This is a genomic window from Nocardia goodfellowii, assembly GCF_017875645.1.
In the GTDB taxonomy this organism is placed as follows: domain Bacteria; phylum Actinomycetota; class Actinomycetes; order Mycobacteriales; family Mycobacteriaceae; genus Nocardia; species Nocardia goodfellowii.
In genome coordinates this window covers 6,140,801-6,155,233 of sequence record NZ_JAGGMR010000001.1, presented here as the reverse complement: position 1 = coordinate 6,155,233, position 14,433 = coordinate 6,140,801, and the positions used below count along the sequence as shown (strand labels likewise).

Genomic DNA, 14,433 nt, shown 5'->3' with positions numbered 1-14,433 from the left:
GCTACCCGCGCAGACCGGCGGCGGCCGCGGCGGAGCTGAGCACCGATTCGATCATGGTGCTGGTGAGCAGGCCGGTGGAGGTGTTCCGCTGGCTGACGTGATAGCAGCCGAACACATGCAGCGGCGCGCGCTCGGAAGTCTTGGGGGCCAGGTTGATCCGCACGCCGTGGCCGAACTTGGGGCGCGGGCGTGGAATCACCCAGCCGGCCTGGTCGAGCACCGGTAGCAGCGCCTGCCAGCCGAAGCCGCCGAGTACCACGACCGCTCGCACGGTGGATGCGAGCAGATCGAGTTCGGTCGTCAGCCAATGCCGGCAGCGGTCGCGTTCCTCGGGCAGTGGCTTGTTGTCCGGTGGGGCGCAGTGCACGGGGGCGGTGACGCGCGCACCGAGCAATCGCAGACCGTCGTCGCGATGCACGGCGGTCGGCTGGCTGGCCAGGCCGGTCGCGTACATGGCGGCATACAGCACGTCACCGCTTCGGTCGCCGGTGAACATCCGTCCGGTGCGGTTTCCGCCGTGCGCGGCCGGCGCCAGGCCGACGATCAGCAGCCGCGCGTCGGCCGGACCGAAGCCCGGAACCGGTCGCCCCCAATATGTTTCGCTACGAAACGCGGCGCGCTTGTCCTGTGCGACCTGCTCGCGCCAGGCCACCAGCCGCGGACAGGCGCGACAGTCCGAGACGGCTGCGTCGAGATCGCTGATTGTCCGGCACATACTCCGACTCAACCACGGATGCGCTCTGCGGCGCAGCGCCGGGGCCGGGTGCCACCGGCTGGCGACAGCGCGGGTAGCGAAATGATTGCCTGACTGGTTGGGATGGCCGTAGTTTGTCGCTTTCTGCGGCATAGTGGCAGTGATATCCACCGGCAGTCCCTTGCGGATCACTCGAATGGAGTCGCGATGTCAGAGCCGATCTACGGTGAATTGGACGCCCGTGCCGCCGCTGTCGCCGATCAGGTTGTGCGCTGGCGGCGGCATTTGCATCAGAACCCCGAGTTGTCGAACCGGGAAGTCCAGACTGCGGAGCTGATCGCCGAACATCTGCGGTCCCTGGATCTGGACGAGGTTCGCACCGGTATCGCCGGTCACGGCATCGTTGGTGTGCTGCATGGTAGCCAGCCGGGGAAGGGTGTCGTCGCGCTGCGGGCGGACACCGATGCGCTGCCCGTACCCGATCTGTGCGGCGCCGATTTCGCGTCGAAGGTGGTCGACCAGGAGTATCCGGGCGGGCCGTTTCCGGTGTCGCACGCCTGCGGCCACGACTGCCACACCTCGATGCTGATGGGCGCGGCCACGGTGCTGGCCGGAGTGCGTGAAAAGCTGCCGGGCACGGTGCTTTTCGTGTTCCAGCCGGCCGAGGAGGGGCCGCCGGTGGACGAGAAGGGCGGCGCGGCGGCAATGCTCGGGGAGGGCGCGCTCGACGATCCGGTACCGACTATGGCCTTCGGCTTTCACGTCACGCCGTATCCGAAGGGGTACATCGGGTACCGCGAGGGCAACCAGTTCGGGGCCTCCTGCCTGATCAAGATCGGGATCACCGGCCGGCAGGTGCATGGTTCCACCCCGTGGATGGGCATCGACCCGATGCCGCCCGCCGGCGCCGTGCTCACCGGCATCGGCCAGCTGTACCGCCAGATCAGCGCGTTCGATCCGGTGACGGTCAGCATCGGGCATGTCGAGGACGTGGGACGGTTCAACATCATCGGCCAGACCGTCACGCTGTGGGGCACGATCCGCTGCGCCGTCGAGGCGGACATGCCGGAGGTGCGACGGCGGGTCGAGACACTGGCTACCCATACCGCGCAGGCCTACAACTGCTCTGCCACAGTCGAATTCCTGCAGGATGTGCCTGCCGTGCACAATCAGGCGGCGTGGATCGACGCCGCGCTACCGACCTTCCGGCGGGTCGCCGGTGCGGACAAAGTGACGCAGACGCCGCCCACCCTCGGATACGACGACGTCTCGGTGTTCGTCAACAGGTACGGCGGACTGTATGTGACCCTCGGCGTGCAGGACGCGGAGCTCGGACCGCAGGGCATGCCACGGCCGGAGCCGAACGGCCGCGGGATGTACATGAACCACAATCCGCACTTCTATGCCGACGACGACACCCTGGTCACCGGCGTGCGGCTGCACGCCCATGTCGCCTACGACCACCTCGCCGGGCACCTTGCGCCCGGCTGACCTGAAACACGTTCTAGACAAAAAATGATGACTGTCTTACCGTGGCGACATGTCGCCACAGTTGTCCAGTAGTGTCCGATTCGAGTTGCGTTCGGGGGCGACCTGGCGCGACCCATGGCCCATGTACGCGGCTCTGCGCGATCGAGATCCGGTCCATCACGTGGTCCCGGAAGGCGACCCGGAGTCGGATTACTTTGTCCTGTCCCGGTATTCGGATGTCTACGAGGCCGCACGGGATCCCGGGACATTCTCCTCCGCGTCCGGAATCACCGTGGACTACCGGGACCTGGAAAAAGTCGGGCTGGGCGAGAACCGGCCGTTCGTGTTCACCGATCCCCCGGAGCACACCGACTTTCGCAAACATGTGTCGAAGGGGTTCACGCCCCGGCAGGTGAGCGCGGTGGAACCGGCGGTGCGAGCATTCGTGCGCGAGCGGATCGAGCGACTGCGGGCCGACGGTGGCGGAGATATCGTCGCCGAACTGTTCAAGCCGCTGCCCAGCATGGTCGTGGCGCACTATCTCGGTGTGCCGGAAGCGGATCGGGCGCACTTCGACAGCTGGACCGAGGCGATCGTCGCGGCCTCCGCGCAGGGGAACGTGGCGGACGCGCAGGCGGCGGTGGGTGAGCTGCTGCAGTACTTCACCGGCTTGATCGAACGACGCCGCGGCGAACCGGGTGACGACACCATCTCGCACCTGGTGGCCGCCGGGATGGGCGCCGACGGCGACTTCGCCGGAATCCTGGCCATCCTCGGCTTCGCGTTCACCATGATCACCGGCGGCAACGACACCACCACCGGAAACCTCGGCGGCGCGGTGCAATTGCTGCACCAGCGGCCCGATCAGCGGCAGCTGCTGGTCGACGACCCGGGTCTGATCGCGGACGCGGTCGAGGAGTTCCTGCGGCTGACCTCCCCGGTGCAGGGACTCGCACGCACGGTCCGGCGGGATGTCGAACTGCACGGCACTACCATCCCCGCTGGGCGCAGGGCGTTGCTGCTGTACGCCTCGGCGAACCACGATGAACGCGAATTCGGTTCCGACGCGGGCGAACTCGATGTCCGCCGGCGGCCCCGGCAGATCATGACGTTCAGCCACGGCAACCACCATTGCCTCGGCGCGGCCGCGGCGCGCATGCAAGCCAGGGTCGCGCTGGAGGAGCTACTGGCCCGCTGCCCGAACTTCACCGTCGATCTCGACGGCGTGCGCTGGTCGGAGGGAAACTACGTGCGCTGGCCGACGAAGGTGCCGTTCGAGGTCGCCGGATGAGTGGCTGGCTCCGCGACGAGCGGACCGACGCGGCGGTGGAGCGCATCCTCGACGCCGCCGGCCAGGTTTTCGCCGAACGAGGTGTGGCCGAGACCGGAATGGCGGAAGTCGCGCGGGCGGCGGGATGTTCGCGGGCGACGCTGTATCGGTATTTCGACAACCGCCAGGCGTTGCGGCTGGCGTTCGTGCACCGGGAGGCGCGTCGGCTCGCGGCGGCGGTGACGGCGGAGGTCGCCACGGTCGCGGACCCGGTCGGGCGGATCGTCGAGGCAATGCTGGCCGCGGTCCGCGCGGTGCGGGCCGATCCCTTGCTGATTGCCTGGTTCAGTCCGGCCAACGCCGGCTTCGCCGGTGATATCGGACAGTCGTCGGCCGTGATCGAGGCGATGGCCGGTCATTTCCTCGGTGCCCACGGCTCCGAACCACCGCCACTCGCCCGCTGGCTCACACGCGTGATCGTTTCCCTGCTCACCGTGCCGGGCCGCGACGCCGCGGAGGAACGCGCCATGCTCGAAGAGTTCGTCGCTCCACTGCTCAGCGGGGTGCCGGCACCTTAGTTCGCGGCCTCGTGCGCGCCGACCAGTACCGCCACCACCTGCCGCAGCCGGTCCACGTCACCGCGAATGCCGGCTGCGCGGTCGTTGTAGAGGAACGCCTCGCCGAGGCGGACCAGCGAATAGGCGAGCAGCGGGCGTTCCAGCGGCGGCTGGTAACCGTCCTCGCGTTCTACGCGCGCGATCAATTCCTCTACCGCCGCGACGGCTCTGGTCTGCACGGGTCCGTCACCGGCGGTGATGATGCGCAGACCCGAGAGCGGCTCGTTCTCGAAATAGCGGCGGAAGGGCTCGTTGTCGGACTCCCAGCGGGCGACCCGGTCGAAAACCTCGAGCACCCGCTGGGCGCCGCGCGTGCGGCAGCGGGCGTCGGCGCGGGTGATCAGGCGTTCGTACTCCTGGACCAGCATGGCGCCGAGTAGTCCGTCGCGAGATCCGAACCAGCGGTAGATGGAAGCGCGGCTGAGCCCGAGTTCCGCGGCGATCGCCTGCACGTCGACGCGTTCACCGGCCAGGAAGGCGCGACGGGTGAGCTCGAGGACTTGTTGGCGGGTCGCCGAGGCCGGGCGGCCAGGGGAACGAGTGGGCGGGGGGTTGCGCACCGGGTGAATAATACAGGTCGTAACGTATGTCTCGAACGTCGACCACTCACGTCAGGAGTCTCCATGACCCGCACAGCCATTGTCACCGGATCAGCCCGAGGTATCGGCGCGGCCACCGCCCGCCGGCTCGCCGCGGACGGTCTCGCGGTCGCCATCCTGGATCTCGACGAATCCGCCTGCAAGACCGTCGTCTCCGAGATCGAAGCCGCCGGCGGTAAGGCCCTCGCGGTCGGGGTGGACGTCTCCGACGAGCAGTCGGTCGAGGCGGCGGTGCAGCGGGTCGCCGACGAGCTCGGCGCGCCGACCGTGCTGGTGAACAACGCGGGCATCCTGCGCGACAACCTGCTGTTCAAGATGTCGGTGTCGGATTGGGATTCGGTGCTGAACGTGCACCTGCGCGGGTCGTTCCTGATGAGCCGCGCGACCCAGAAGTACATGACCGAGGCGAAGTGGGGCCGCATCGTCAACCTGTCGAGCACCTCGGCGCTGGGCAACCGCGGTCAGGCCAACTACTCCGCGGCGAAGGCGGGTCTGCAGGGCTTCACCAAGACCCTGGCGATCGAGCTCGGCAAGTTCGGTGTCACCGTGAACGCCATCGCGCCCGGTTTCATCCAGACCGATATGACCGCGGCCACCGCCGAGCGCGTGGGCGTGCCGTTCGACCAGTTCATCGCGGCGGCCGCCACCCAGATCCCGGTGCAGCGCGTGGGCCAGCCCGAGGACATCGCCAACACCGTGTCGTTCTTCGTGGGTGAGGCAGCCGGGTTCGTCTCCGGCCAGGTCATCTACGTCGCCGGCGGACCGACCTGCTGACGCCATGCGAATCTTCAACGGCACCGCCGAGCTCGAGCAGGCGGCAGGCACGCACCTCGGCTACAGCGAATGGCACACCATCACCCAGGAACAGGTGAACCAGTTCGCCGAGGCGACCGGTGATCACCAGTGGATCCACCTCGACCCGGTCCGGGCGGCGGCGGGCCCGTACGGGACGACCATCGCGCACGGATACCTGACCCTGTCGCTGCTGCCGATGCTGGCGTCCGAGGTCTATCGGGTCGACGGGCTGCAGATGGGAATCAACTACGGCTCCAACAAGGTCCGTTTTCCGGCCGCGGTTCCGGTCGGCAGCCGGGTTCGAGCCGGGGTCGAATTGCTGGCGGTGGATCGCAAGCCCGCGGGCGCCCAGGTCTCGACCCGGGTCACCATCGAGATCGAGGGCGGCGCGAAACCGGCCTGTGTCGCGGAGCCGATCGCGGTCCTCGTGGATTGAGCCAACTCCCGTCGTCCCGGTCGCGGCCGGGACGACGGGGCGTTGTCCTTACCTGACGCGGTCCTTACCTGACGCGCTGGCGTAATCAGCGGTTGCCGGGCGGGTGCAGCCGATACCATCAGCGCACTGGACCGGCCGACGCAGTTCCATCGACGTGCGCCGGCACCGTGCGACGAGGGACTCCACATGAGTGACCGGATCACCGAACCGACAGCCGCCCGATTGTCCGTCCGTCTCGGCGTGGTCGCCGCCGCCTGCGCCGCGGCCGCGCTGCTCGGTCCGCCCACCGCGGGCGCCACCGTCACCCGGATCGGCGTTTTCGCCGATACGAACGTCGGCTCGGCGACCAATTACGGCACCGGCTGCACCCACACCGTCCAGGCATTCGTCACCGATCCGGTGGCTCCGGTCTACTTCTACGACAACGGGATTCCGCTCGCGACGATCCAACCGTCCGGCGGCGTCGCCATTCTGAAATGGGTCCCGGCGACACCGGGCCCACACACGCTCAGCGCCGTACAGGCCCCCGACGACCGCGTTACCGCCACCATCGCTCTCCGGGTCGGCGTCGGTACGCACATCGGCTACAGCTGCATCGTCAACGGCGGCTGAAACCGCTACCGCGGGCTCGACGCAATGGCGTCCCGCACCGAGGTTTCCACATTGCCCAGGAACTTGGGGTCCGGCTCGGTGGCCATCTCCCACACCGCCTTGATGGCGGCGATCTGATCGCGCACCCAGCACTTGATCCACACCCCTTCGTGCGGCTGGCTGTGATCGGCCACGGCGGCGGTTTCGATGCCGGCCGACCGGCACAGCGCCACGGTCCGCGGCACGCTGAAATCCTGGGTCACGACAATGGCCTGTCGCACCCCGAAGATCTTGTTGGCCCGGACACAGGACTGATACGTATCGAATCCCGCGTAATCCAAAGCGATCTTGGCCGCCGGGACACCTTTGCCCACCAGATATCTACGCATGGCCTCGGGCTCGTCGTAGGTACGCCGGCCGTTGTCCCCGGTCAGCAGCAGAGCCCGCACCTTCCCGGACTCGAGCAGCTGACGCCCGATGTCCAGCCGCGCCGCCAGGTACGGCGAGGGCTGCCCGTCGTCGTAGACCTGCGCCCCGAAAACGATCGCCACGTCGGTCGCCGGCACCGCATCGGCCGCGTATTCACGGCCGCTCGCCTGATACCTGACCCAGCCGACGGAGGCCGATACAGCCAGTGCGCCGATCAAGACAACGGCTGCCGACCATCGCAGCACCGTTCGCCGCCGCGGCTTGAATCCCATGATCCCCACGGCGCCATAGTGCCGGAATGTTGTGCGGATTTCGTGGCGGAAAGGTAGACCTCTGGTGGAACGACGGCCGAAGGCCCGCGGCGAATCATGCCGCAGGCGTTCGGATATCGGGTCCTGGTCAGGTGTGCGGGACGAGGGCCGCCAGCGCGGTGGCTGTGGCGGGGTAGCTGTCCAGCAGCGCGGTCACCGCCTGGTTCGTGGTGGTTCCCGCGGCCTGCCATGTTCCTTCGTAACCCAGCATTTCGGCGAGGGCGTCGCAGGTCGCGGGGTAGGAGCCGAGCAGGTCGGTGGCCGGACCGCCCGGCGTCGGCGCGAGCGCGATGATCGGTTCGGGACGGGCGATCCACGGCGGAACCCACGATTCGAGCGCGGACAGGGTACCCGGGAAGGTACGTCCGGCTTCCCGGGTGAGTGACGGGATGAGCTCGGCCGCTTGATCTTTCAGCGTGGTGATGAGTGTGGGCAGCCAAGGCAGCAGCACCGAGTCGGGGAGCCGGCCGAATGCTTTCGACAGCACCTCCACGATGAAGGGCTTCAAGGTGGGAACCGGATCCATGGCCTGGATGAAGCCGCTGAGGTAGTGCGGGAAGGCCGGAACGACGAGGGGATTGGCCAGCATGTCGTCGCAGCGGGCGCGAAGTTCCGGCAGCGTGAGCAGGCCGAGTTGATAGCGGGTGGCCCACAGCAGGGCCACCTTGGCGGGAGCCTCCGGATGCGATTGCAAGACGGCCAGTTCGAGCTGGGTGTGGTCGCAGCCCAGCGACAAGGCCAGATTCTCCATGCCGAACAGGAAGCCGAGCATGGCCGCGACCGGGCGGACGCCGGTGTCCTCATCGGAGAAAGCCGTGGGGAGCAGGGTGCAGTAATGGGCGTAGCCGGCCGTCACGAATTTTCCGCACCAGTCCGGCAGCCCGGCCTCGGTGGAACGGAAATAGTTGAGTAGCAGCCTGATTCGCCGCAGCACCTCCGGTGCGTCGTCGACCGACCGTTCGGCGGCGAGCAGTTCCACCGCACGGGCACCGAGTTCGTCGGCCAGGCGGGCGGAACCCAGGTACAGCAGCGCGTCCTCGACGGCGGCGAGGGCTACCGCCGCGGTGGCGTCCGGATCGTTGACCGCGCGGCGCAGGCGTTGTTCCAGCACCTGTTCCAGGGTGACGCCCTCATAGCCGATCTGGACCAGGGCGCGCTGATGTTTGCCGATCGCCAGATCCCAGGATTCCTGGATCGAGCGTTCGCCCAGCGCACGGGCACCCATGATGGGCCGGACCGCCTCGGCGGGCATGAGCCGGCGCAGAATCCACAGCAGATCCGAGCACGGCCGCAGATGCTTGTCGGTTTGCAGATCGAGCAGGCAGCGCTGCACGGTCCGCTTACTCAGATCCAGACCCAGCGGCTCGAGCCGATCGAGGACATCCTGGGCCAGCGGCGGCAGCGCGGCATAGCCGACCTGACCGATCCGGTCGCCGCCGAGCAGGATTTCGCAGAGCCGCCGCACGTCGCGACGGCCGGGCGTGTGATCCTTCTCGATGCAGGTGACCGCCGCGTCCTGGAAGTCGTACGGCGTAGGGCGGGCGCGGTTGCGCATGCCCGCCAACAGGATCGAGGTCTCGAAGACGGCGATGGCGTCGGCCGTGGAGGCCAGATAGCCGTTGCGCCGGGCCAGCCGGACGATGTCGACCGACCATTCCAGGAGTTCGGCTTCATCGAGGGTGTCCAGCCGCGGCGGGCTGGACAGAAAGCCGGTGAGTTTGTCGGCCGCCGGGACCGCCGGTGCGGGCAGCGGCCGCACCTTGCCGCGCCGGGTGCTGGGCTTCGCGGACTGACCGTTCAGCTGAAACGGCTTGATTCCGTTGCGCCGCAAGCCTTTCGACCAGGTAGCGGCGGCGATCGAGACCGAACCGGAGGCCAGTCCGAATTGTGCTTCGATCGCGGAATGGCTGGACGGGATCAATCCGTACTGCCAGGCGGTCGCCGAACGTGGTGTGATCTCGTAGGGCGCCTGCGCGGCCAGGCCGAATTGTTCGACACGACTGGCGGCGTGGAACGCGCCGCAGATGTAGAGGCAGCTCGCCGGATCGGCGCCGGACTCGGTGAGATGCTCGCGCATCCGGGTCCACATATAGCGTTCCCGATCCTCGTCCCGGTCCAGGTCGGTGCGCCGCAGCCGCCGGAACAGGCTGCCGATCAACACCATGACCTGGCGGTAGGTGTCGTAGTCCGCGCCCGCCAAGGGCTGTTCGACGTACTGATCCCACCATTCCGACCAGTGCCGGACCTTGCCGTGGTGCAGCAGATGCTGCTCCAGTTCGGCGAAATGTGGTCGCATATCACCGATTTCGATGCCGACGGCGTCACCGTGCAGCGCGGCTTCCGCGCTGTCGGGTGGCGTGGCGGCTTCGGCCGGCTCGGCGGGCGTCCATTGGAAGACGTGATCGGTGGAGCGGTCGACCAGCACCAGCTCGACACCGGGCGTGTCCAGGGCGTAGGCGATGGCCTGGTACTCGGCGGACGCCTCGGTGATCGGCGCGACCACCGACAGCGGGGCCCACTCTTTCGGGAATCCGTCTACCGCACCGGCCCACGCCTGCACCGCGACCGGCAGTTTGCAGTTGCGCAGTTCGTCCAGAATCGGGCGCAGATCCTCGCACAGCTCCAAATAGATTACGCTGGGCCGTTTCTCGTGCAGGCGGCGCGCCATCGCCAGCGCCGAAGCGGGCGAGTGATGACACACCGGGAAGATCTCCAGCTCCTCCCGCAACGCGCGGTCGACATCGTCGACGATGCCGGTGAGGATGTCGGTGACGGCGTCCGGCGCGTCGGCGAATTGCGTGGCGGCGGTGGTGAGCTGGTCACGCAGCGCGGCGAACGGTGCCAGGATTTCCACGCTCACGACAACCTCGCGATCGCGTCGCGGCCGCCCTCCAGGAACTGCGACCAGTCACCGCCGCCGTTCTTGGAGCGTGGCTCGACTACGCCGTGCCAGAACTTGTTGAGGATGGCCAGATCTTCCGGGGCCCGGCGAGCCAGCGAGCCGACCAGTGAACTCGCCAGTGTGTTGGCCCGCAGGGTGCTGTCGCCGAAGAATTGGCTGTGCAGAATCGCGTCCTCGAGGACGCCGATCTGCTCGGCTGTCGACAGCGCCGACTCCAGTTTTTCGTCGTCGCTGGACGCGGCCGCGGCCGCCGCCCGCAGATCGGCGAACGAGTCCAGCAGGATGTCGAGCAGCGTGGGCGGTACCTCCAATTCGATCTGGTGCCGGCGCAGCAGCTCGGCGGTGCGGAACCGCACGATCTCCGCTTCGCTGCGCTTGTTCGTCACGACCGGAATGCGGACGAAGTTGAAGCGCCGCTTGAGTGCCGAGGACAGGTCGTTGACACCGCGGTCCCGGCTGTTGGCGGTGGCGATGATGGAGAAGCCGGGTTTGGCGAAAACGATGTTGTCGTCGTCGAGTTCGGGAATGGAGACGTATTTCTCGGACAGGATGGAGATCAGCGCGTCCTGCACATCGCTGGTGGAGCGGGTGAGTTCCTCGAAGCGTCCGATCGCGCCCTGCTCCATCGCGGTCATGATGGGCGAGGGGATCATCGACTCCCGGGACTGGCCCTTGGCGATGACCATGGAGATGTTCCACGAGTACTTGATGTGATCCTCGGTGGTGCCCGCGGTGCCCTGTACGACCAGGGTGGAGTTGCGGCTGATCGCCGCGGAGAGCAGTTCGGCCAGCCAGCTCTTACCGGTGCCGGGGTCGCCGATCAGCAGCAAACCGCGGTCCGAGGCCAGGGTGACGATGCTGCGTTCGACGAAACTGCGGTCACCGAACCACTTCTGATCGATCTGACGGTCCAGTCCGTCGGCGCGCTCGGATCCGAGAACGAACAGCCGGACCATCTTCGGGCTCAGTCGCCACGCGAACGGCTTGGGGCCGTCGTCGATCGATTCCAGCCAGGCCAGTTCTTCGGCGTACTTGACTTCGGCCGGGGCGCGCAAGGTGTCGGACATATCGGCAATCTCCTAGTCGAGGAAGTTCTTGAGTTCGTGGACGAGTTTCTGGATGCGACCCGAAATGACCGGGGTTCCCATGGTCTTGAAGCGCTCCCGGAACCACGGATTCACGCTCTGGTGGCCGGAGCTGTTGACCGAGCCGACGGGGATGAACTTCACCCCGTTGCGGTGCACCGCCTGCATGGATTCGAACAGCGGCTGCGAGCGGTCGAATTCGTAGAAATCCGAGATCCACACCAGCACCGTGTTTTTCGGGTCGGCGATCTTGGGCATGGCCATGGCCATGGCGACCGGGCCGTCGTTGCCGCCGCCGAGATTGGTGCGCAGCAGCACCTCGAACGGATCGTGCACCCAGGGGGTTAGGTCGATGGCGCGGGTGTCGTAGGCGATGAGGTGCACATCCACTTTGGGCAGCCCGGCGAAAATGGAGGCCAGAATGGTGCAGTTCACCATGGAGTCGGTCATCGAGCCGGATTGGTCCACCACCACGATCATGCGCGCGGGGGTGGTGCGCTTGGCGGTCTGCCGATAGAACAGCCGGTCGACATAGAGCCGTTCGTCTTTCGGGTTCCAGTTCGGCAGGTTCTTCCAGATGGTGCGGTCGATGTCGAGGTTGCGCAGGATGCGTTTCGGCGGCACCGAACGATCCAGCGTGCCGGCGCTGGTCTGCTGCACCTGGGTGCGCAGCACCTCGGCGACCTGATCCACGAATCGGCGAATCAGAGCCTTGGCGTTGGCGAGTGCCACACCGGACAGGTTCGACTTGTCCCGGAGCAGTTGCTCGATCAGCGACATGCTCGGGGTGAGCTGTGCGGCCAGGCTGGGATCGGCCAGGACCTCGCGCAGCCGCATCCGGGAGACCAGGTCGCCCTCCAAATCCGCCAGCACGGCACGCATTCCGCCATCACATTCGGCGCCGAGCGTCCGGCGCAGCCACTGTGCGTCGCGCTGCCAGCCGGCCAGCTGGGTGGCGCTGACGTTGCCCGAACCCGTGGCGAAGACGTTGAGCAACAGCTTCGACACCAGGGCCGCGCTTCGAACCTGCTGCGTGTCAACGGGTTCAGCCGAATCGGCGCTCTCGACCGCGTGCGGTTCGGCGTCGGCGGCTCCGTCCGTGTGCTCGTCGGCGTCGCGGACGGCGGCCCCCAAGGCTTCGAATTCCGCCTCGAGTTCCGGGAATCGCTGTACCACGGTGTCGATCGAGACGCCGGGATCGAGCAGTGCCGCCGGGAGCCCGTGGTCGTCCACGATGGCGACACTGGCGGATTCCAGGGCCGGCTGCGGTTCGCTGTCGAAGATGCCCGCGAGCAGGCGCCAGTAGAGGAGCTGTCGTTGGGTCTCGTAGGTCTCGGTCATTTGCGCAGCAGCCGTCCCGCTCGTTCCCGCAGCACCGCGACGGAATCACCCGATTTCGCCAGTGCCTTCACGACTTTGGGGTCGGTGGGCCCGCACGCCCAATCACCGCCGTGTATCTCGGTGACCACGTTCTTGACCTTCTTCTGCACCGCGAGCGGCCGCAACGTCCACTGGCCGGCGTCCCAGCGGAGCAAGCCGAGGCAGGCCGCCGAGCCGGTGAGCGAACTCGGGGTGAGCGGGCCGCAGCCGGGTAGCCGGTCCAGCTCGAGCACGAGCCGATGACCGTCGAGTTCGAGCGCTCCCTCCTTGACGCGATAGCCCTCCAGCAGGACCGGTTCGGCCAGATGCACCGGATCTCGGTCGAGTGGGGGCACGGCCGGGCCCGTGGCGGTCGCCAGCTGGATGCGGGCGGTGGCGAACGGATCTGCCGGGCTGCCGAGCCCGGCTCGATCGTCGTGCCAGAGCAGATCGCCGTTCGCGGTGAGCGGCAGATCGGTGACATCCAGGCTGCGATGGTCGGCGAGTGCCTTCAGCAACTGGGGATGCGCGCCGAGCACCTGCCAGACCGCCGGGCCGACAATGGTGTCGACCTTGGCGGCGGAGACGCTGACCCGTACCCGGCGGTTGACGCCGTCCGAGCCTTCCAGCACGCCGTAGACCTGTGCCTGGACGGCGGTGCCGTGCTCGTGCACGTCTACGCCGAGGATCAGCAATCGGCCGGAAATCGTGGCGGCGGCTCTTGTTTCGTCGCCGCGCCAGGAGAGCAGCAGCGCCCGTGCCCACAGATCGGCCCAGCGTTTGACCGGCACCCGATCCATCGTCGCGACCGGACAGGACGCGCTCAGCTCGGCGGCGAATCCGTCCAGCAGCACCGCGAGTCGTCGTAGCGCGGGGTCGCCCCACAGGGCCTCGACCGTCTGGTCGACCGCCGCGACCAGATCGTGGTCGACGCCGCGCCAGCCGCTGATCGCCAGCTCCTGGAGCCAGGACCGGCAGCCCGCCACCAGGTTGCCCGGCGCGACGGTAGACGAATCGGCTTGTGCCCATTCGGATCTCGGACGCCCGAGCGTGGTATCGAATTGTCCGGCGAGCGCATCGTGCACCGCGCCGAGCAGCGCCGCGCGGGCCGCGGCGAGCGCCGCGAGCTTCTCCGGACCGATCGAGCCCGTACTCAGCTCGGCGACGGCAGCGGCGACGGGCCCGGCCAGCGGCGAACCTGCCACCGCCCCGGCCAGCGCGGCCAGCGCGGCGGCCTGCTCGTCGCCGATACGGGCGAACCCGTGCACCAGGGCATCGTCGAATCCGGCGATCACCTCGAGCACCTCGGCGATGCCCGCCGGTTCGTCCAGCAGGTGGGCCAGTTGTGTCGCGAGCATCAGCGCTGCACCCCCGTGGCCGGGAACCACTGCATTTCCGGAAGGGGCGCGGAACTACCGGGCAGTTCCAGATAGGCGAGGTGCCGGAGGAACCGGCTGAAGACCGCGGCCGCCGGAGCCGGCTCGCGAGTGCCGTGTACCGCCGCGGCGAGCTCCCGGGCGGTCGTGGCCTCGACCCGCAGGAACCCGGCCACCCGCGCCACCCCGTACTGCAGGACCGCCTCGGTGATCAGCGCGTCGATGTGCTTGCACTGCCACCCGCCGTTCAGGCCGCCGCAGGGGCGATTGTTATTGGTGCTGCAGCTGAGCCCGTGCGTCTGGGCCGTCACCGAGGACACGTAGACCCGTGCGATATCGGAGCCGCTCGATACCACGCCCTGCAGTCGGCCGTCGGCCATTTCGACGAAGGGGACCTTCGCCAGCTTCCGGGGTGCGACGGTGGGCAACACCCGCACCACCGACGCTCGCTCCCACTCAGTGGTGTCCATCGCCTTCCCTCCCGTTGCTTGTCATGGTG

Annotated in this window: 14 protein-coding genes; 6 read left to right on the top strand and 8 right to left on the bottom strand. The window is 67.8% G+C overall.

The genetic code is table 11. The features are described from left to right. Position 1 precedes the first annotated feature (1 nt). On the bottom strand, positions 2-715 hold the full coding sequence (locus BJ987_RS28465; RefSeq protein WP_209895952.1) for a uracil-DNA glycosylase: 714 nt from the start codon (positions 713-715) through the stop codon (positions 2-4). Between the two features lie 186 nt (positions 716-901). Between BJ987_RS28465 and BJ987_RS28460 the strand changes: the two genes are divergently transcribed. The 3 genes from BJ987_RS28460 to BJ987_RS28450 are packed head-to-tail and all read left to right on the top strand — an operon-like array spanning position 902 to position 4,012. Beyond that, entirely contained in the window at positions 902-2,185 is a 1,284-nt protein-coding gene (locus BJ987_RS28460) for a M20 metallopeptidase family protein (RefSeq protein ID WP_209895950.1), read from the top strand. A gap of 49 nt (positions 2,186-2,234) precedes the next feature. Beyond that, a complete protein-coding gene (locus BJ987_RS28455) occupies positions 2,235-3,455 on the top strand; it encodes a cytochrome P450 (protein ID WP_281070396.1) in 1,221 nt (406 codons plus the stop codon). Next, on the top strand, positions 3,452-4,012 hold the full coding sequence (locus BJ987_RS28450; protein ID WP_209895948.1) for a TetR/AcrR family transcriptional regulator: 561 nt from the start codon (positions 3,452-3,454) through the stop codon (positions 4,010-4,012). Before BJ987_RS28455 ends, BJ987_RS28450 begins: the two co-directional genes overlap by 4 nt. Here BJ987_RS28450 and BJ987_RS28445 read toward each other — a convergent pair. Continuing rightward, on the bottom strand, positions 4,009-4,611 hold the full coding sequence (locus BJ987_RS28445) for a TetR/AcrR family transcriptional regulator (RefSeq protein WP_307869779.1): 603 nt from the start codon (positions 4,609-4,611) through the stop codon (positions 4,009-4,011). The genes BJ987_RS28450 and BJ987_RS28445 overlap by 4 nt on opposite strands. Positions 4,612-4,674: 63 nt before the next feature. Here BJ987_RS28445 and fabG point away from each other — a divergent pair, with 63 nt between their 5' ends. The 3 genes from fabG (at position 4,675) to BJ987_RS28430 (ending at position 6,493) form a co-directional block, all read left to right on the top strand. Then, positions 4,675-5,424, top strand: a complete 750-nt coding sequence (gene fabG, locus BJ987_RS28440; protein WP_209895946.1) for a 3-oxoacyl-ACP reductase FabG — start codon at positions 4,675-4,677, stop codon at positions 5,422-5,424. 4 nt (positions 5,425-5,428) lie between these two features. After that, complete coding sequence (locus BJ987_RS28435; RefSeq protein ID WP_209895944.1) at positions 5,429-5,881, top strand: MaoC family dehydratase; 453 nt, start codon at positions 5,429-5,431, stop codon at positions 5,879-5,881. A gap of 186 nt (positions 5,882-6,067) precedes the next feature. Beyond that, positions 6,068-6,493: a hypothetical protein gene (locus BJ987_RS28430; RefSeq protein WP_209895942.1), complete on the top strand. Its 426-nt coding sequence runs from the start codon at positions 6,068-6,070 to the stop codon at positions 6,491-6,493. A 5-nt stretch (positions 6,494-6,498) separates the two neighbouring features. Here the strand turns inward: BJ987_RS28430 and BJ987_RS28425 are convergent, their stop codons facing one another. The 6 genes from BJ987_RS28425 to BJ987_RS28400 all read right to left on the bottom strand — a co-directional run bounded on the left by BJ987_RS28425 (position 6,499) and on the right by BJ987_RS28400 (position 14,404). After that, positions 6,499-7,173, bottom strand: a complete 675-nt coding sequence (locus BJ987_RS28425; protein WP_245367573.1) for a SanA/YdcF family protein — start codon at positions 7,171-7,173, stop codon at positions 6,499-6,501. 127 nt (positions 7,174-7,300) lie between these two features. Next, complete coding sequence (locus tag BJ987_RS28420) at positions 7,301-10,072, bottom strand: DUF5682 family protein (protein ID WP_209895939.1); 2,772 nt, start codon at positions 10,070-10,072, stop codon at positions 7,301-7,303. Continuing rightward, the gene (locus tag BJ987_RS28415) at positions 10,069-11,181 is read right to left on the bottom strand and encodes an ATP-binding protein (RefSeq protein WP_209895937.1); all 1,113 of its coding nucleotides are present in this window, start codon (positions 11,179-11,181) and stop codon (positions 10,069-10,071) included. Before BJ987_RS28415 ends, BJ987_RS28420 begins: the two co-directional genes overlap by 4 nt. Positions 11,182-11,193: 12 nt before the next feature. Continuing rightward, positions 11,194-12,540: a vWA domain-containing protein gene (locus BJ987_RS28410; RefSeq protein ID WP_209895935.1), complete on the bottom strand. Its 1,347-nt coding sequence runs from the start codon at positions 12,538-12,540 to the stop codon at positions 11,194-11,196. Further along, a complete protein-coding gene (locus BJ987_RS28405; RefSeq protein WP_209895933.1) occupies positions 12,537-13,916 on the bottom strand; it encodes a hypothetical protein in 1,380 nt (459 codons plus the stop codon). The genes BJ987_RS28410 and BJ987_RS28405 overlap by 4 nt, the downstream gene beginning before the upstream one ends. Beyond that, positions 13,916-14,404 carry a hypothetical protein gene (locus BJ987_RS28400; RefSeq protein ID WP_209895931.1) on the bottom strand — a complete coding sequence of 163 codons (489 nt, stop codon included), beginning with the start codon at positions 14,402-14,404 and terminating at the stop codon, positions 13,916-13,918. The genes BJ987_RS28405 and BJ987_RS28400 overlap by 1 nt, the downstream gene beginning before the upstream one ends. Positions 14,405-14,433 lie beyond the last annotated feature (29 nt).